The sequence below is a fragment of the Olleya sp. R77988 genome (assembly GCF_044594215.1).
GTDB lineage: Bacteria > Bacteroidota > Bacteroidia > Flavobacteriales > Flavobacteriaceae > Olleya.
The window spans coordinates 2,705,110-2,723,576 of the sequence record NZ_CP138988.1; the positions used below are offsets into that span (position 1 = coordinate 2,705,110).

General features: G+C 30.5%; 15 protein-coding genes. 7 read left to right on the plus strand and 8 right to left on the minus strand.

Going from position 1 to position 18,467, the window contains the following annotated elements; all coding sequences use genetic code 11:
* The first annotated feature begins 74 nt into the window (after positions 1–74).
* A complete protein-coding gene (locus SJY17_RS12265) occupies positions 75–2,537 on the plus strand; it encodes a TonB-dependent receptor domain-containing protein (protein ID WP_397362851.1) in 2,463 nt (820 codons plus the stop codon).
* Positions 2,538–2,651: 114 nt separating this feature from the next.
* Here the strand turns inward: SJY17_RS12265 and SJY17_RS12270 are convergent, their stop codons facing one another.
* The 3 genes from SJY17_RS12270 to SJY17_RS12280 all read right to left on the minus strand — a co-directional run bounded on the left by SJY17_RS12270 (position 2,652) and on the right by SJY17_RS12280 (position 6,556).
* Positions 2,652–2,825: a hypothetical protein gene (locus SJY17_RS12270; protein ID WP_397362852.1), complete on the minus strand. Its 174-nt coding sequence runs from the start codon at positions 2,823–2,825 to the stop codon at positions 2,652–2,654.
* 222 nt (positions 2,826–3,047) lie between these two features.
* Positions 3,048–3,662 (minus strand): hypothetical protein, encoded by a 615-nt coding sequence (locus SJY17_RS12275; RefSeq protein ID WP_397362853.1) that lies wholly within the window; start codon positions 3,660–3,662, stop codon positions 3,048–3,050.
* Positions 3,663–3,667: 5 nt separating this feature from the next.
* Positions 3,668–6,556: a hypothetical protein gene (locus SJY17_RS12280; RefSeq protein WP_397362854.1), complete on the minus strand. Its 2,889-nt coding sequence runs from the start codon at positions 6,554–6,556 to the stop codon at positions 3,668–3,670.
* A 324-nt stretch (positions 6,557–6,880) separates the two neighbouring features.
* Between SJY17_RS12280 and fumC the strand changes: the two genes are divergently transcribed.
* Positions 6,881–8,278 carry a class II fumarate hydratase gene (fumC, locus tag SJY17_RS12285; RefSeq protein WP_397362855.1) on the plus strand — a complete coding sequence of 466 codons (1,398 nt, stop codon included), beginning with the start codon at positions 6,881–6,883 and terminating at the stop codon, positions 8,276–8,278.
* A gap of 160 nt (positions 8,279–8,438) precedes the next feature.
* Here the strand turns inward: fumC and SJY17_RS12290 are convergent, their stop codons facing one another.
* Complete coding sequence (locus SJY17_RS12290) at positions 8,439–8,984, minus strand: Crp/Fnr family transcriptional regulator (RefSeq protein WP_397362856.1); 546 nt, start codon at positions 8,982–8,984, stop codon at positions 8,439–8,441.
* Positions 8,985–9,188: 204 nt separating this feature from the next.
* Here SJY17_RS12290 and hutI point away from each other — a divergent pair, with 204 nt between their 5' ends.
* Both hutI and SJY17_RS12300 read left to right on the plus strand, forming a co-directional pair.
* Positions 9,189–10,424, plus strand: a complete 1,236-nt coding sequence (gene hutI, locus SJY17_RS12295; protein WP_397362857.1) for an imidazolonepropionase — start codon at positions 9,189–9,191, stop codon at positions 10,422–10,424.
* Positions 10,408–10,977, plus strand: a complete 570-nt coding sequence (locus SJY17_RS12300; RefSeq protein WP_397362858.1) for a hypothetical protein — start codon at positions 10,408–10,410, stop codon at positions 10,975–10,977. The genes hutI and SJY17_RS12300 overlap by 17 nt, the downstream gene beginning before the upstream one ends.
* Before the next feature lie 67 nt (positions 10,978–11,044).
* Here SJY17_RS12300 and SJY17_RS12305 read toward each other — a convergent pair whose 3' ends face one another.
* A complete protein-coding gene (locus SJY17_RS12305; RefSeq protein WP_397362859.1) occupies positions 11,045–11,938 on the minus strand; it encodes a chromosome partitioning protein ParA in 894 nt (297 codons plus the stop codon).
* A 103-nt stretch (positions 11,939–12,041) separates the two neighbouring features.
* On the opposite strand from SJY17_RS12305, the gene SJY17_RS12310 reads away from it, so the two are divergent.
* Genes SJY17_RS12310 through SJY17_RS12320 form a run of 3 tightly spaced genes read left to right on the plus strand, consistent with a single transcriptional unit; the run spans position 12,042 to position 13,826 of the window.
* Positions 12,042–13,070, plus strand: coding sequence for a formimidoylglutamase (locus SJY17_RS12310; protein WP_397362860.1), 1,029 nt, complete (start codon positions 12,042–12,044; stop codon positions 13,068–13,070).
* On the plus strand, positions 13,063–13,353 hold the full coding sequence (locus SJY17_RS12315; RefSeq protein ID WP_397362861.1) for a hypothetical protein: 291 nt from the start codon (positions 13,063–13,065) through the stop codon (positions 13,351–13,353). The genes SJY17_RS12310 and SJY17_RS12315 overlap by 8 nt, the downstream gene beginning before the upstream one ends.
* A 2-nt stretch (positions 13,354–13,355) precedes the next feature.
* Complete coding sequence (locus tag SJY17_RS12320; RefSeq protein WP_397362862.1) at positions 13,356–13,826, plus strand: GNAT family N-acetyltransferase; 471 nt, start codon at positions 13,356–13,358, stop codon at positions 13,824–13,826.
* Positions 13,827–13,842: 16 nt separating this feature from the next.
* Here the strand turns inward: SJY17_RS12320 and SJY17_RS12325 are convergent, their stop codons facing one another.
* The 3 genes from SJY17_RS12325 to aceB form a co-directional block, all read right to left on the minus strand.
* The gene (locus SJY17_RS12325) at positions 13,843–15,012 is read right to left on the minus strand and encodes a pyridoxal-phosphate-dependent aminotransferase family protein (protein ID WP_397362863.1); all 1,170 of its coding nucleotides are present in this window, start codon (positions 15,010–15,012) and stop codon (positions 13,843–13,845) included.
* 72 nt (positions 15,013–15,084) lie between these two features.
* Positions 15,085–16,701 (minus strand): isocitrate lyase, encoded by a 1,617-nt coding sequence (locus tag SJY17_RS12330; protein ID WP_397362864.1) that lies wholly within the window; start codon positions 16,699–16,701, stop codon positions 15,085–15,087.
* Between the two features lie 87 nt (positions 16,702–16,788).
* A complete protein-coding gene (gene aceB, locus SJY17_RS12335) occupies positions 16,789–18,387 on the minus strand; it encodes a malate synthase A (protein ID WP_397362865.1) in 1,599 nt (532 codons plus the stop codon).
* Between the last annotated feature and the right edge of the window lie 80 nt (positions 18,388–18,467).

Consider the following 18,467-nt stretch of genomic DNA (forward strand, 5'->3'; position numbering starts at 1 on the left):
TTTTTAACAAAGCTTTAACCAAACTCGCTTAAACCTATAGGTATTTTTGCTGTCTTATTTAGAAACCTAAACTAATGACCAAAAATCTATTTACCTTTTGCTTATTTGCCTTTTTATTTAATTTTTCAATTGCACAAAAAGCAGATGAAAAAACAATAACTGTTAAAGGTCAGGTATTAGAAAAAGACTCAAACACACCTTTAGAGTATGCAACTATTGTGTTTAAAAACACCAAAAATAGTTCAGAAATTAATGGAGGAATTACAGATGCAAAAGGTAATTACTCTATAGATATTAAAACAGGAACATATTCTATAAGTTTTGAATATATAGGTTTTAAAACTGAAGTTATCCAAAACCAAACGATTTCTAAAAATCAAACATTAAACACTACTTACCTATCTATTGATGCTGAAGCATTAGATGAAGTAGAAATTATTGCCGAAAAAACAACTGTAGAAATTAGGCTTGATAAAAAAATATATAATGTAGGTAAAGACTTAACTGTACGTGGTGGAACAGTAAGTGATGTTTTAGACAATGTACCTTCCGTTTCTGTAGATGTTGAAGGTAACGTTGCTTTACGTGGAAATGATAATGTCAGGATTTTAATTAACGGAAAACCCTCTGGCTTAGTTGGATTAAATTCTACTGACGCTTTACGTCAACTTCCAGCAGAATCTATTGAAAAGGTAGAAGTTATCACCTCTCCATCTGCAAGGTATGATGCTGAAGGTACAGGTGGAATTTTAAATATTATATTACGTCGCAGTAAATTACAAGGTTTAAATGGAGCCATAACTACAAACGTTGGTTATAATCCAGCTGCTGGTATTTCTGGAAACATCAATTATCGTACAGGAGATATTAACATTTTTAATACTACAGGATATAATTACAGAGAAGTACCAGGAAACGACTTTGCAACTACACAATACTTTAATCGTGATTTTGATGATGATGGAAACTTAATTATTGATAATGACGACACCTATTTAGACGAAAGCAATATTTATGATCGTATAAGAAAAGGGATTACTACTAATTTTGGTGTCGAATGGTACGTTAATCCAACAGCATCATTAACAACATCTGTTGTATATAGAAATAGTGATAACGAAAACAATGCGACTAACACTTTAAATCGTTTTGATGTAAACAGAGTATTAACATCATCAACAGTTAGATTTGATCCAGAAACTGAAGACGATAAAACCATACAATATGCTGTAAATTTTGACAAACAATTTAATACAAGTGGTCATAAACTAACTTTCGATTTTCAATATGAAGATTCTAGTGAAGACGAAAACTCTATAGTTAATGTTGATGGAGAAAATCTAGAACAAGTAGCAACTTTAGAAGATCAACAACGTATTTTGCTACAATCAGATTATGTATTACCAATAGGAGAAAAAAGCCAATTTGAATTTGGATATCGTGGAAATTTCAATACTACAAGTACTGACTACAATGTTGAGTTTTTAAATACTGATACAAATGTATTTGAAAACCAAACAGATTTATCTAACCTATTTAATTACAAAGAATATTTAACAGCAGTTTACACACAGTATGGAAGTAAAATTGGTAAATTTTCTTACCTATTAGGTTTACGATTAGAAGATACCAGAATTACCTTAGACCAACCTACAAGTGGAGATTATGACAAAAACCAATATACAGGATTATTTCCAACAGTAAATTTAAATTACGAGTTAAGTGAAAGCGAAAACCTAACCTTAGCTTACAACAGACGTTTACGTCGTCCACGATCGTTTTTTATTAACCCTTTTCCTTCTCGTACTAGTGTTACAAGTATTTTTCTAGGTAATCCAGCATTAGCACCTAGTTATTCTGGTACATTTGACTTAGGCTATTTAAAACGATTTGGTAAGTTTACTTTTGATACGTCTTTATATTATTCTCATGCAACAGATGTTTTTAATTTTACCATCTTTGACACTGGACAAACTGTTGAAGTAGATGGTGAAGATGTTGCTGTTTTACAACGTACACCTATAAATCTTGCAACACAAGATCGTACAGGTTTTGAATTTACTTTATCGTACAGAGCATCTAAAAAATGGAATATAAATACCAACTTTAACTTTTTTAATTCTAAAACAGTCGGAACTGCATTAAATGGAGACGATTTAGGTAACGAAAACTCAAGTTGGTTTGTTAGGTTAAATAACAAATACACGCTTCCAGCAGGAATAGATTGGCAAACACGATTAATGTTTCGTGAACCAAGAGACGAAAATGGACAAAGTAGTCGTAAAGGGCTATTTATGGCTAACCTAGCCTTTAGTAAAGATCTATTTAAAGACAAAGCCTCTTTAGCTTTTAATGTTAGTGATTTATTTAATACTCGTAAACGTGAGCAGACTACAACTACAGAAACCTTTGTTAGCGATAGCGAGTTCCAGTGGAGAGAACGTAGTTTTAACCTATCATTTACTTACAGATTTAATCAGAAAAAGAAACGTCCACAACGTGGTAACAATGGTGGTGGTGACGATTTTGAAGGATAAATATTAGTAGTGTAAACTAAAAAGTAGCTAGTAATTAGTCTCGCTCAAAAAATCATAAAATAAAAAAGGGAAACTCAATGAGTTTCCCTTTTTTTTATATTGTTTAAAAAAATATTAAGCGTTACGCTTTTCTTTTTTCTCTTCTTTAATCTCGTTTAAACGCTCTAACAAACTTCCTCCTATCCAATAAGGAACTACAAAAGTTATCAGAAAAATCATTAACCAAAATCCTATGGTTAAGATTGTTAAAAATGCTAAAAAGCCTAAATATTGGTCAAATTCGAACATAATGCGTTTAATTTCTTATTTATTAATACAGCAAAGATAAAGCAAACATATTTTGTATACAATACAAAGTTTAAATTTATTAACAAAGGTTGTTAATAAAGTAGATTTTTCAGGTTAGCTTAACTGCTTTTTATAAGAGTAATGTCAGATTTTATAACACAAATAATTAAAAGCACTTGCATTAAATTTACAACTATTATTTTATACAATCTGACATTATCCTTAGTCTGTTGTCAATTCTTCCCATAAATCTTCATATCCTTTTTTATGATTTTTTAGTCTTTCATCGTTATAATATTCCTCAAAAGTAATTTTCTTCGCTTCAAAAATACAAGGTTGGTTTTTATATTTTTCGGAATTAAATTCGCCTTGCAAAAAAGCATTAATAATTTCGTTTCTAATGTTGTATTCAAATTTTTCAACTTTTTTAACAAAATCTTCTTTTGTATAGTCTTTTGCATTAGCAAATAATTGATTATAAGAACTTTTAGTTTTTAAATTACCTAACTCCATAATTAATATTTGTGAAAAATAAGGAACTTCAAATGATTTAATTAAGTTTTTATTTAGATTAATACCGATTACTTTTCCTTTAAGATTCAATAAAAGTTCTCCTTTAAATTCCATTTTTTTAAAATTTATAGAAGGAATAGTAATATCATTAAATCCTTTAGTTTCCCAATATTCAAATGATGCTCCAATATTGTTCCAGATTTCTGTATTTTTTGAAAACTTCAAAATTTCATTTATTAAAGTTTCATTGTTTGTTGATTTAGAAGTTTTTAATAATTCATTTGAATTATTCCACTCTGTTTTTGGATAATTGTTATAACTCATAATATCTATTTTTCACAATTAATAGGATAACATGGCAAACAACCACTTTCTTGTCTTAACCAAGTTAATGAAGTAGGCACAATAAATTTCCAAGATGCACCTACAAATAAAGCACCAGTTGACCAAAGGATGTTTTTATTTAAATAAAGGTTATCAAAATCTGCCTGATCTTTATGTTCTAATTCTTTATCAAGTTTAATTACAACTTCTCCATTTACTTCTTGTATAGAAACAATTCTATATCTTATACAGTCAATAAATATTTCTCTGTCTTTATCTACATCTGCTTTTGTTTGGTTAAATGAAAAAGGAGAGATTACATCATAATAATCAGAATTATTTTTTAGTATGATTTCATCTTTTAATAAGCTAGTAACAATTGAGTTATCCCAAGTTAAAAAACCATTTCTATCACTATTAAAATTATCTTTACTCTCTTTTATTTCCTGATAAATTGGCAGATAAGTTGCTCCAGATAAAGGCGGAACTCCACTTCCTCCCCAAATTTGTTTTGTTTCCAAAAAGTGATTTACCAATGCTTCATATCCTGGACGAACAGAAATTGAAACTCTTGCATAACCAGATTGAAGAAATTTTTGAAATAAGCCATTAGGAGTTTCTTCATTTAATTTATCTTCCCATGAGCATTTACTTGCCCAAAAATATGGGTAAAGCATATAACTCATGAATTTCCACTCAAATGCTTGTTCAAAAAACCTTACTTTTTTTGCAAACTCTGCAGTCTCTGGTATAACCATTTGAGGTAATCCACAAGGTTTTACCTTATTTCTCATACCATTCTTGTCATCAAAAAATTGACATGTAATATATTCTAAAGCAGAATGTTTTAATTGCTCTTGAATAGTTATTGAAAGCATAAACGGGTTTTTATTAAATTTATCCTGTTTGTTCTGCTGAAACTTTTCAAACGCTTGGTTATACGCCTCTAAATCTTTATTGTACTTATCCATTATTTTGTTAAATACGTCTAGCTGCCATTTTAATAATTTACTTGGATGAGGAACGCATTTAATATTTAATGTAATATTGTAAGTGGTAACATTCCAATTTGTTATTGATAGAGTGTTGGTTCCTTCTAAATTATTTAACGGACTTACTAGTTTTGTGTTATTAGCAGTACTCCAACTGTGTCCATCATTATGCTCTAAATATACATTACCAGAACCTACAGCCATAAAAACTTTTGACCAAAACTCTTGATCTCTATGTGTAGAATTGTAACCGTCTATTTTAATCTCAGTAGCAATATATCCATCTGGAACAACAAAAGTTTGAGTTTCATTAATTGTAAATTGTTCTTTATTTTTACCAACTACAGGATTATCTCCTTTTACAAATAGTTTTAAAATTTTTGGTTCTGCATTTAGTATCTCTAAATCATTAAAACCGTAACATTGCACATATTTAAGGTAGTCTCTTGGATTAATTTTTTCAATTTCAATACAAGGTTTAATTGGTTTTTTTAATTCAAATTCTTTTTCTAAAATACTTTTAAGTCTTAATGATGGATCAGGAATATAAAAGTCTAAAATCTCTCTCATTCCATGACTATATACTTGACCTTTTCTTTCTTGATTTACAAAATAAAATTGCCTTGACATATCTTCTGTTGCACCAGTATTACCACCAAATACATGCTTGTTTTTTTCTTCAATCTCATTAATCATACGTCTTGATGTAAGAGTTCTTACTTTATTTTCAACACGTTTAATAGCTTTAGTGATTACATTTTTAGATTCATCTTGAACAATTTTTCTTGCATCTTTTTTAGATTGGTTATAACTTACATCTAATGAAGCTGTAAAAGTTGTTGGTGTTTTTTCATTGCCATAAGAATAAGTTGCGCCAGCATCAATACTTAAATCGGTTTCAACAACTTTTTCTACTTCTTTATGAAGTGAAAACCTTTCATCAACTTGCGTGTCCCTTTCTTCAAATGTATTATTATCTTCTTCTTGTTCATTATATGATTCTTCTCTTTGTAAATGACGGTGTTTTCGTGTACGGATTTCATCCTTAATGACATTTTCTATATAAGACATTTCTCCTGGTTTATAACAAGCAACTTCATCTTTAACTATAAAAAGTTCTGCTATATATGGCTTAATCTCTACACAACAAGGATTTTGTTCTACACATACTTCATCACAATTACATTGGCAAGGATTAGTGTTATCTTCACAATTACAATTTTGATTTTTTTCTATAAAATCATCACAAGGACAATTTGTTTTTTCTCCATTTGATTTTATCTTAATTTCATCAATATTAGCTATATCTTTTTCTAAACAATGTTTAGCATCCATTATACAAGAGATATTTAATATAAGTGGACGTTCTAAATATTTAATTCCATTTACATTAAAATTTTCTTTTCCATGAATAAAGCTGTCTTGTAAAAGTGTTAATAATTTAAACACTCTTTTTTCATCAAACCTTTTATTAATATACATTCCCGTTTTTACAATTGCTAAAGTTGTATCAGAACACCTGTTTATTAATTGAGATATTGATGATTTACTATCAACACATCCGTCTTTTAGGATTTTAATTTCATTTTTTAAATTTCTAAAATTTGTGAGCTTAAGAAAATCTTTTGTAGAAAAATTATCTTGATTATTTAAACCATAATTCAAGCAATCAAGATAGTCTTTTGAAAACTGTTCTATTGATTTAATAGACTCATCGCTTTTTAAGTAATCCTCCATTGAAGCAATCATCTTACTGTAATCTGTCAATGCCAGTTTACACCACTTTTTAGCATGATTTGATAAACTGTTTTCATTGTGTGATAAAAAACTATTGTTTTTTATTTCTTCTTCAGATAAATATCCTGATGTTCTAACGATTTGCTGTTTGTAAAGTGTAGCCATGATTTTAAATTTTAGTCAAAATTAGTTTCTTTTAATATTCTAATAATGATATGAAACCCCTTTTAAATATGATGTTTCAATCCTTATTTAGCTCTAAAATATTAATTGTTATAATTTTATAAAACAGACAATTGATAATCGGTTGACTTCGCTAGATTATCGGTTTTTGCATGATGCATAACGTATAAATAAGATGCGTTAGTTTTTTAAATTTAAAAAGTCAACGCTTTTTTTATAGCACTTAAAAATTTCTTATTAACAATTACTCATAAAATAATCTCATTTTTTGTAATTTTGCAGTCTTAAAATTAATCAATCTTTACAATGGAATACAGAATAGAAAAAGACACAATGGGTAACGTTAATGTGCCTGCAGATAAGCTTTGGGGAGCACAAACAGAACGTTCTAGAAACAATTTTAAAATCGGACCTTCTGCATCAATGCCTCTTGAAGTGGTTTACGGATTTGCATATCTTAAAAAAGCTGCTGCTTATACAAATTGTGAGCTTGGTGTTTTAGCTATTGAAAAGCGTGATTTAATTGCTCAGGTTTGCGACGAGATTTTAGACGGTAAACACGACAACCAATTTCCATTAGTGATTTGGCAAACAGGTTCTGGTACGCAATCTAACATGAATGTTAACGAGGTTATTGCAAACAGAGCACATCAAATTGCAGGTAAAACTATTGGAGAAGGCGAAAAAACCATACAACCTAATGATGATGTCAACAAATCGCAATCTTCAAACGATACTTTTCCAACTGGAATGCATATTGCTGCTTATACTATGATTGTTAAAAACACAATTCCTGGTGTAAAACAATTACGTGATACTTTAAAAAAGAAATCTGAAACTTTTAAAAATGTTGTAAAAATTGGTCGTACACATTTAATGGATGCTACACCCTTAACTTTAGGACAAGAGTTTTCTGGTTATGTGTCTCAATTAGACCATGGATTAAAAGCTTTAGAAAACACATTAGCACATTTAAGCGAGATTGCTTTAGGTGGTACAGCTGTAGGAACTGGTTTAAACACGCCAAAAGGCTATTCTAAACGTGTTGCAGAATATATAGCAGAATTTACTGGACAACCCTTTATAACTGCTCCAAACAAGTTTGAAGCATTAGCAGCACATGATGCAATTGTAGAGAGTCATGGTGCTTTAAAACAAATTGCTGTGTCTTTAAACAAAATAGCAAACGATATACGTATGATGGCTTCTGGACCACGTTCTGGAATCGGAGAGATTATTATTCCTGCAAATGAACCAGGAAGCTCTATAATGCCAGGAAAAGTAAATCCAACACAATGTGAAGCCTTAACTATGGTTTGTGCACAAGTTATGGGTAACGATGTTGCTATTACAGTTGGTGGTACACAAGGACATTACGAGCTTAATGTATTTAAACCAATGATGGCTGCAAACATTTTACAGTCTGCCCAATTAATTGGTGATGCTTGTGCTAGTTTTGATGTTAATTGTGCAGCTGGAATAGAGCCAAATCATGAAGTAATTAAAGAATTATTAAATAACTCTTTAATGCTTGTTACTGCTTTAAATACAAAAATTGGATATTATAAAGCTGCAGAAATTGCTAATACTGCTCATAAAAACGGAACAACTTTAAAAGTTGAAGCTGTTAATTTAGGCTATGTTACTGCTGAGGAATATGATGAATGGGTAAAACCAGAAAATATGGTTGGTAGTTTACAATAATTAAACTAGTATGACTTAATACATTAAAAAAAACCGATAAGAAATCTTATCGGTTTTTTTTGTCAGTTAGTTATTAATTATAATAATAGGGATGGCTTATTTAACCATTACAAGATTATAACTTATATATATAATACACATTAACATATGTTAATAAATCTTAAAGCTTAGATCTAATTCTACTTAATTGAACTGGAGTAATACTTAAATAAGAAGCAATTTGAAACTGAGGAATCAAATTATCTATATTTGGTATCATTTGTCTTAACTTAAGATAACGCTCTCTAGCATCCATTGTCAATAACTCAATATGTTTTTGATCGTTTTTACATAGCAAATATTCTAAAAATTTTATATGAAATGCTAAGATATCTTCATTAGTACTACAAAGCGCTTTATATTTAAAATAATCTACTTCATAGATTTCGCAATCCGTTAACGTTTCATAAATACTTCCTGAAGGAGATTGGTTTAGTAAAGCATCAAAAGATGCTAAAAGCACAATTGGTACAAATATACTTTTTGTAACCTCTTTTCCGCTTTCTAGCCTAACGTAAGAGCGCATTACACCCTTGTTTATCAAATAAATCTTACTTGGAATATCTCCTAGATTATCCAAAATAGTACCAGCTTTTACTTGTTTTAAAGTTGCTGTTTCAAACAATAATTCAAACGAAAGCGCACTAATAGGATAAAATGATGACATATAAGAATATATCTCACTATAATATTTTGGCTTTTCAGCTACCATAATTTTTATTTACACACAGGCTAAATGTATCGTTTTAATTGGTTGGGTTTACAATTTTTCGACATAGTGCAATAAAAAAGTTATAATAAGTAAAACAAGAAGGATTATTCAATACTATGCATTTTATCTATATTTGAATATAAATTAGACCTTAATTATATGTCAATACTTATAACAAACATCAAGGAATTACTACAGGTTAGAGCAGAAAACGTTTTAAAAGTTACTGGTAACCAAATGAATACTTTACCATCAATAAAAAATGCTTACATATTAATAAATAACGATACTATAGTAGATTTTGGATCTATGGATGATGCTTCTGGTTTAGAAGCAGACCAAACCATAGATGCTACTGGTAAAATTGTTTTACCAACATGGTGTGACTCTCACACACATATTGTTTATGCTGGAGACCGTTCTCAAGAGTTTGTAGACAGGATTAATGGGTTAAGTTATGAAGATATTGCAAATCGTGGTGGTGGAATTTTAAATAGCGCCAAAACATTACAAAACACAACTGAGGACGACTTATATAGTCAATCAATTAAGCGTGTTAAAGCAGTAATGAAGCTTGGTACTGGAGCAATAGAAATTAAATCTGGATATGGTTTAACTCCAGAAGCAGAATTAAAAATGCTTCGTGTTACAAAACGCATTAAAAAAGAGTTTCCTTTAAAAGTAAAAGCTACTTTTTTAGGTGCTCACGCACTACCACTTCAATTTAAAGACAATAAACAAGGGTATCTAGATCAGATAATTAATACCATGCTTCCTCAAATTGCTAAAGAAGGATTAGCGCATTATATTGATATTTTTTGCGAAAAAGGGTATTTTGATTTAGAGGATGTCGAGCAAATACTTTCTGCAGGAAAACATTATAATTTAATACCAAAAATACATGTTAACCAGTTTAACGCGTTTGGAGGTGTTGCTTTAGCTGTAAAACATAAAGCATTAAGTGTTGACCATTTAGAAGAGCTTAATCCTGAGGACATTGAAGCTTTAAAGGGTAGTAATACAATGCCTGTTGCACTTCCCTCCTGCTCTTATTTTTTAAGCATTCCTTATACTCCAGGAAGACAGTTGATTGATGCTGGATTACCATTAGCATTAGCAACAGATTATAATCCTGGATCCACACCATCAGGAAACATGAATTTTGTGGTTAGTACAGCTTGTATTAAAATGAAATTAACTCCAGAAGAAGCCATTAACGCAGCAACAATAAATGGTGCATATGCAATGGGTATTTCTAATCAATATGGCAGTATTACCAAAGGAAAAAAAGCAAATCTAATAATTACAAAACCACTGTCTAGCTATAATTATTTACCTTATGCTTTTGGAGATAACCATATTGATCAAGTTATTATAAATGGAGAAATCATTTAATTTTAAACTAAACACCTCTTCTCCTCTATCTAAATCTGCTTTAGATTTAGGATTATTGGACTTTCAGTCAGTACTAAACTATGTTAATCAATTACCTTACGGTAGAAATACAGACCGTTGCGATTATACATTAGTTTTAAAAGAACAAAAAGGAACTTGCTCCACAAAACACGCCTTTTTAAAGCAATTAGCTATTGAAAACTTACAGGGAAACATTACACTTTGTTTAGGGATTTATAAAATGAATGGCTTAAACACAAAAGGAATTGCTTCGGTTTTAAAACACTATAATTTAGATTATATTCCAGAAGCACATTGTTATCTTAAAATTGATAATAAAATTATAGATATTACTAGATCTATTACATCAGAGCATTCCTTTGAAAACTCCATATTAACCGAAGAAACTATTTTACCATTCCAGATTGGAGATTATAAAGTTAAAATACATCAAACATTTATTAAAAACTGGATTGTTTCAGAAAAAACAAAATATACATTTGAAGACCTTTGGGCAATTAGAGAAGCTTGTATTAAAGCCTTAAATCAATAAAAAAAACCTGAAAGCATAACTTTCAGGTTTTTCTAGTGGAATAAATAATTAATATCAGTCCAAGCTCTTATTTAAGGGTAAATTCAGAACTTGAAACCAATTCGTTTGCATTAAAGACATTAACTTGGTAACGTCCTTTTTCAAATTTATCATCTGATGTGTTTTCAACAAACTCGCAGATATCTAAATTTCCGTTTTCGTAATTAAACTTGCTAATGGTACTGTAATTAAGTGTTTGCTCTCCAAACACAACCTGCTCATTAGCACCTAAAATATTATTTTTTGGATCTATAACTTGTACAAAAAATTCTTTATTTCCAGGTTGAACTAATCTATTTTTAGCAACTGTAAAACATACTCTAATTTTATCGCTTCGTCTTGCGCGTTCAGTTGGTATTAATTTTCCGTTATTACGTTCTATTACACCAAACCCTTTTAAACCAGCTGTAGATAAAATTGCTGCGCTTTCAACAACTTCTGCTAAAGCAGTGTTCTGTACTAATAAAGAGTCGTTAAATAGTTTACTTTCTTCATATCTAACATTAGTACTATCTAAAGTTGTTGCCAATTGCATGTTTTCAACTTTTAATCTATCATTTTCAGATAACAACACATCCATTTCATTTTGAAGTGCTAAATATTTCTTTTTATATTTCCATAAACTTTTTACGTTTGTGTCTGATACTTTTAACGAGTCTATTAAACCTTGAATACGTTCTCTAGCTTCTATTAAGTTTTGGTTGGTTACAGTGCTTTCGCTTAATGCAACATCATATTTTGCAGTCAAAGCATTTAAATCGCTTAAAATATCTTTCTTTTCCTGGGTTAATTCCAGTTTAGATTGATCTGACTGTTGTTTACCCTTATATAAAGTAGACGTATATATTGCTGTTCCAATAAAAAGTGCTAAGGCTATTCCTAGCGCTACTTTTAATCCTGTATTTGCTGTGTTATTTGCCATAATATTTTATTTTTTAATTGTGAAACGTTAATTCTTTTTTCTAGCTAAAAATTGTAATAATAAAAACGTAATTTTATTTTTTCAAAACTACATAAAAAAGTAAATGGATAAATTAGTTTTATTTAATAACTCAATTATAAATAATCTACTTAATACGCGTTCTGGCGAAACTAAATTTGGCGAACATGTTCAGATCTTAACCAGTGTTTCAAATATATACGACACACTTAAAAATTTAGACGTTAAGCATGTCGTTTTTGGTCTTCCAGAAGACGTTGGTGTTTTTGCAAACTACGGTAAATCAGGTGCTTCAACCACTTGGGATACTACAATTAAAATTTTGTTAAATACACAAAGTAATGATTACAACTTAGCTAAAAACGTACTAATTCTTGGTTATTTAGACTTTACTGAAGAGCAACAATTATTATCAAAATTAAAACAAGACAACCCAAAACATATTACCAAAGCTAGAAAATTAGTTGCCGAAATAGATAAACATGTAGTAGATTTAGTAACAACAATTGTAAGTGCTGGAAAAATCCCTATTGCAATTGGTGGTGGACATAACAATGCTTATGGAATGATAAAAGGAACAAGTTTAGCCTTAAAACAACCTATAAATAGCATTAATTTTGATGCACATACAGATTTTAGAGCTTTGGAAGGTAGACATAGTGGTAATGGTTTTAGTTACGCTTACGCAGAAGGTTTTTTAAAACGATACTTTGCTTTTGGATTACATGAAAACTATACCTCTTCTGCAATTTTTAAGCAATTTAAAGACAATAAATATTTAGATTATAATACATACGAAGCAATAGCAATACGACAAGAGACTAAATTTAAGAATGAATTAAAACGTGCCAAAACACATATTAACAAGTCTAGTTTTGGAATAGAAATAGATTGCGACGCTATAATAAATGTACCAAGTAGCGCAAAAACACCAAGTGGTTTTTCTGCAGAGAAAACAAGACAATTTTTACACTACTTTGCAAGCCTAAAAAACGCTAGATATTTACATGTATGCGAAGCTGCTGCTAAAAACAAAAATGCTTCACAAGTTGGAAAACTTGTAAGTTACCTTATAACAGATTTTATACGTTCTAATTCTAAAATCAATGACTAAATTACATGTAGAGTTTATACGCTTAGGAATTGCTTTTATTGTATTTATATTTATAATAAGCCTTCTGTTTTTACATATAAACCAAGTACAAATACAATGGTTTAATACACTATCAGAGGTTTTTACAATACCAGCATTATTACTTAGCATTGCTATACCATTATGGATGGTTATCGATTTGGTTAAAAAAAATATTGCTGACAAACCTATCTTTAATCTCACATTTTTTGTTTGTGTTATTTCAATTTTACTATTACTATTTGCTATCCGTTTTTTAAATTAATAATGAAAAATAATATTGAAATAATTCCTTTTGAACAGCAATATTCTAAAGACTTCTATCTACTTAATATAGAATGGTTATACACTTTTTTTGTTGTAGAACCTTATGACGAAGAAGTACTAAGTAAACCATCTGATTATATAATAAACAAAGGTGGCTTTATTTTTTTTGCTAAACTAAACAATCAAATTGTAGGCACAGTTGCACTAATGCCTATACAAGAAAAAGGCACTTTTGAATTAACAAAAATGGCTGTTTTACCAGAGTTTAGAGGATTTAAAATAGGACAAAAACTAATGCAACATTGCTTAGGTTTTGCTAAAAAACAAAGTTTTAATAGACTACTACTCTATTCTAGCCGAAAACTTGAAAACGCCATATATATTTATAGAAAATATGGGTTTATTGAAGTTGAAGTAGAACCTAATTGTCCTTACAAACGTTGTGATATTAAAATGGAGTATCCTTTATAAAAGAGCATCAAAAAATCTAATTTTTCAATATTTCATTTTGAAAAACTTGTATGCTTCTTCCAGAAGCAATTGGATAATTTAATGCAATTAAAGCACGCTCTAATGCACTTAATACAGAAACCAAATCGTTTGCAGAGACAGATCCCATATGTCCAACTCTAAAATAGTTATTCTTAATTTCAGAGAGTAATCCACCAGCTACAATTACATCACTACTTGCTATTTTAGTACGTAATGCAACACCATCTATAGATTCTGGATAATACACAGCTGATAAAGTATTTGCTGCTATATCATTTGAGTTTGGTAGTATTTTAAGATCTAAAGCGTTTATTGCTTTTCTAAAAGCGTTTGCTAAAAGTTGATGTCTTTTTATTCTATTATCAATTCCTTCTTTATTAATAATTTTTAAACTAGCCTCTAAAGCGACTATTAAATTAACTGCAGGAGTCCCAAAATAAGAGGGTTTTCTAGCTTCATAAGCTTGCATTATAGGTAACCAATTTTTCCAATCTGCGTAATAATTAGACACTACAGTTTTTCTGTTTTTCCATACTTTCATTGCTTTTTCAGAAGCCATTAAAAGCGCAAGTCCTGGAGGAACACCAATTGCTTTTTGAGAGGCTGTTAGTACAATATCAAGTTCCCATTCGTCTTGATTTATTTCTTCTCCAGCAACAGAGCAAACACCATCTAAAATGCTTAATACATTATACTTTGCGGCTAATTTAGCAATAGGTTTTGGGTCTATTAACACTCCTGTAGACGTATCTACATGAGTTATAGTTATTGCTTTATATGATTTGTTTTTCAACTCTTTTTCTATAGCTTCAACTGAAACTGCTTCACCAATTGGAGCTTCTAAAAGGGTTGTATTTGCTCCATAACAATTCAAAATATCTTTAAATCTTTCGCCAAAATAACCAGATGAAACAACAAGCACATCATCTTCTTTTTCAATAAGATTAGAAATTGCCATATCCATAGCAAGTGTACCTGTTCCTGCAACAATAAAGGGTTGTCCTTTTGGTGACTTCCAGACCTTTCGCATTAGTTCTAAACAATTTCCAAATACATTAATAAAATCTGGTGCTACGTGGCTATTAGTAGCTATTCCCATTGCTTGTAATACTTCAGGTTCAAACTCAATTGGACCTGGAATCATTAGTAACTTTCTACCTTTCATTGTTTAAAAATTATCCTATTATTAAATAGAAAGGCAACACGATTTGTGTTGCCTTTCATAAACTTTATTTGTCTAAGCAATTGCTTGCATAGATTCTTTATTTTTAACTTCAAATTGATTAGAGGTGTTATTTTCTCCTCCTGCTTTTAAAGCTTTTTCACCTGCAAAAAATGTTTTGTGGTCATCTCCAAGATCAGATCCAGCCATTCTTTGATGCTTTACACAAGATACTTCTTTTCTAATTTCTTGACGTTGTACACCTTTTACATAAGCAAGCATACCTTCTTCACCAAAGTAATCTTTAGTTAAATCATTCATATGTAATGCTGTAGTATGATACGTTGGTAAAGTGATTAAGTGATGAAAAATACCAGCTTCTCTTGCTCCATCCATTTGAAACGTTTTAATTTTTTGATCTGCACGAAGACATAGTTTTGAACCATCGTAAGCTACATCCATTAAATTACTTCTATCATAAGCTGTCATATCATTTCCTTCTTCCAACATTTCATCATATGCTTGATTACGGAAGTTTAATGTCCAATTAAAAGATGGCGAATTATTGTAAACTAATTTAGCGTTAGGCACAACCGTTTTAATCCTGTTTACCATATGCGCAATTTGCTTAACATTTGGGGTTGGCGTTTCTATCCATAATAAATCTGCTCCACTCTGTAAGCTTGTAATACAGTCTAAAACAACACGATCTATATTTGTTCCATCTTTAAACTTATATAAACCATTTGGCAATCTTACAGGACGTACTAATTTGCCATCTCTTTTAAGCAATACATCGTCTTCTCTGGCATCATTAATTGCAATGTCTTCTGCTTCTACAAAAGCTAAATATTGAGATGCTAAATCTCCTGGTTCTTGACTTACAGGAAGCTTTTGGGTTAAACCTGCACCTTCAGAGTCTGTTCTTGCTACAATAATTCCGTCTTCAACACCTAATTCTAAAAAAGCATAACGTACTGCATTTATTTTTGCAATAAAATCTTCGTGTGGCACAGTAACCTTTCCATCTTGATGTCCACATTGTTTAGCATCTGATACTTGATTTTCTATCTGTATAGCACAAGCTCCAGCTTGAATCATTTTTTTTGATAATAAATACGTTGCTTCTTCATTACCAAAACCAGCATCAATATCAGCAATAATTGGCACCACATGCGTTTCAAAATTATCTATTTGGTCTTGCACATCTTCGCCTAACTCTAGTCTTCTAAATAAATCGTTTAGCTCAATTGCATCAGCTTGACGCAAAAAGTCATAAATCTCTTCTATTAAACTTGGTACAGCTGTTTTTTCGTGCATGGATTGATCTGGTAATGGTCCAAATTCCGAACGTAATGCTGCAACCATCCAACCAGAAAGGTATAAATAACTTTTACTAGTTGTCTTATGATGTTTTTTTACTGCAATCATTTTTTGTTGGGCAACAAAACCATGCCAGCAACCTAATGATTGTGTGTAATTTGAAGCATCTGCATCATAGTCTGCCATATCTTTTCTCATAATAGCAGCTGTATATTTAGCAATGTCTAATCCTGTATTAAAACGATTTTGAGTAACCATTCTAGCTGCACTTTCTGGGTTAATAGCATTCCAAGCATTTCCATACTTTGCTTTTAGGTTTTTTACTGCTTCTAAAGCTGAACCATAACTGTTTTGTGCTAAATTTTTCATAATTTTGTGTTTGATTATTGATTTTTTTTACTGAATTTTGATAATTAAGTCTCGTTAACTATTCCAGTAGTTGCGAGACATTTTTTTTTAAATATATTGGTAAGCAGGAAGGGTTAAAAACTCTTCAAATTCTTTTTGTGTTGCTAGTGTTTTGAAAAGTGAAATAGCTAACTTAAATTTTGTTTTTGGCAAGTTACCTTCTCCTATTTGAGTAATTATTTTTTCGATTTCGTCATCAAAAATATCTTGAAACAAAGTGATATTAAACACTCTTCCATCTTCTAATTTGACTTCGTTTTTTAACCATTGCCATACTTGTGTTCTAGAGATTTCAGCTGTTGCTGCATCTTCCATTAAATTATAAAGCGCGACTGCTCCATGACCACGTAACCAAGCTTCGATATAAAGTATACCAACATTAATATTTTTTCTTATTCCTGCTTCTGTTACAGTTCCTTGAGGCAACTCTACTAAATCTTTTTCTGTAACTTTAACATCGTCTCTTAACACATGCAATTGGTTAGGTGTTTTCATGTGTTTATCAAATTCATTTAAAGCAACTTTTACTAATGCAGGATGCGCTACCCAAGTACCATCATGACCATTGGTTACCTCTCTTTCTTTATCAATTCGTACTTTTTCTAATGCTGCTAAATTTGCATATTCATCATTTTTAATAGGTATTTGAGCAGCCATTCCGCCTATTGCAAGAATCCCTCTTTTGTGACAGCGTTGTATTACCAATTTTGAATATACATCCATAAAAGGTGTCGTCATCGTTACTTGATCTCTGTTTGGAACCACAAAATTTGGATGGTTTCTAAATTTTTTAATGTATGAGAAAACATAGTCCCATCGTCCACAGTTTAATCCAACAATATGATCTTTTAGTTCATAAATAATTTCGTCTAATTGAAAACTTGCAGTAATAGTTTCTATTAAAACCGTTGCTTTAAAAGTACCAACTGGGACTTTTAAGTAGTTTTCTGCAAATTCAAAAATCTCATTCCATAATCTAGCTTCTAAATAATGCTCCAACTTTGGCAAATAAAAATAAGGAGCTGTACCGTTTTCTATCAATGCTTTTGTATTATGAAACACATACAAACCAAAATCTACTAAACTTCCAGAAGCCACTTTGTTGTCAATAATTAAATGACGTTCTGATAGATGCAAACCTCTTGGTCTAACTAACAATACCGCAGTTTTATCATTCAATGCGTAAGTTTTATTACGCTTAGCATCAACAAAGTCTATCCTTCTATTTATTGCGTCCTTAAGGTTTTGTTGACCTTCTATAGAGTTTTTCCAACTAGGTGAATTGCTATCTTCTAAATCTGCCATAAATGTTTTGGCACCAGAATTTAAAGCATTAATAATCATTTTTCTGTCCACAGGACCTGTAATTTCTACACGTCTGTCTTTAAGGTCTAATGGAATTCTTCCAGCTGTCCAATTGCCTTCCCTAATATTTTTAGTCTCTCTTGGAAACTCTGGAAATTTTCCAGAATCAAAATAGACTTGTTCTTGTTCTCGCCTATTGATTAACTCTAATCTTTTAGAGTTAAATTTTTCATGCAAAGCTGTTAAAAACAACAATGCATCATCTGTTAAAATTTCTGGATAATAGTTTTTTACCTCTTTTACGAAATCAATCTTCGTTTGTTTTAAAAGTGTGTTTTCCATAGTGTTACGATTTTACACTACAATATTAGAACAAAGTTTTCTAAAAAACAAGCGAACGTTCGCTAAATATTTAAATTCGC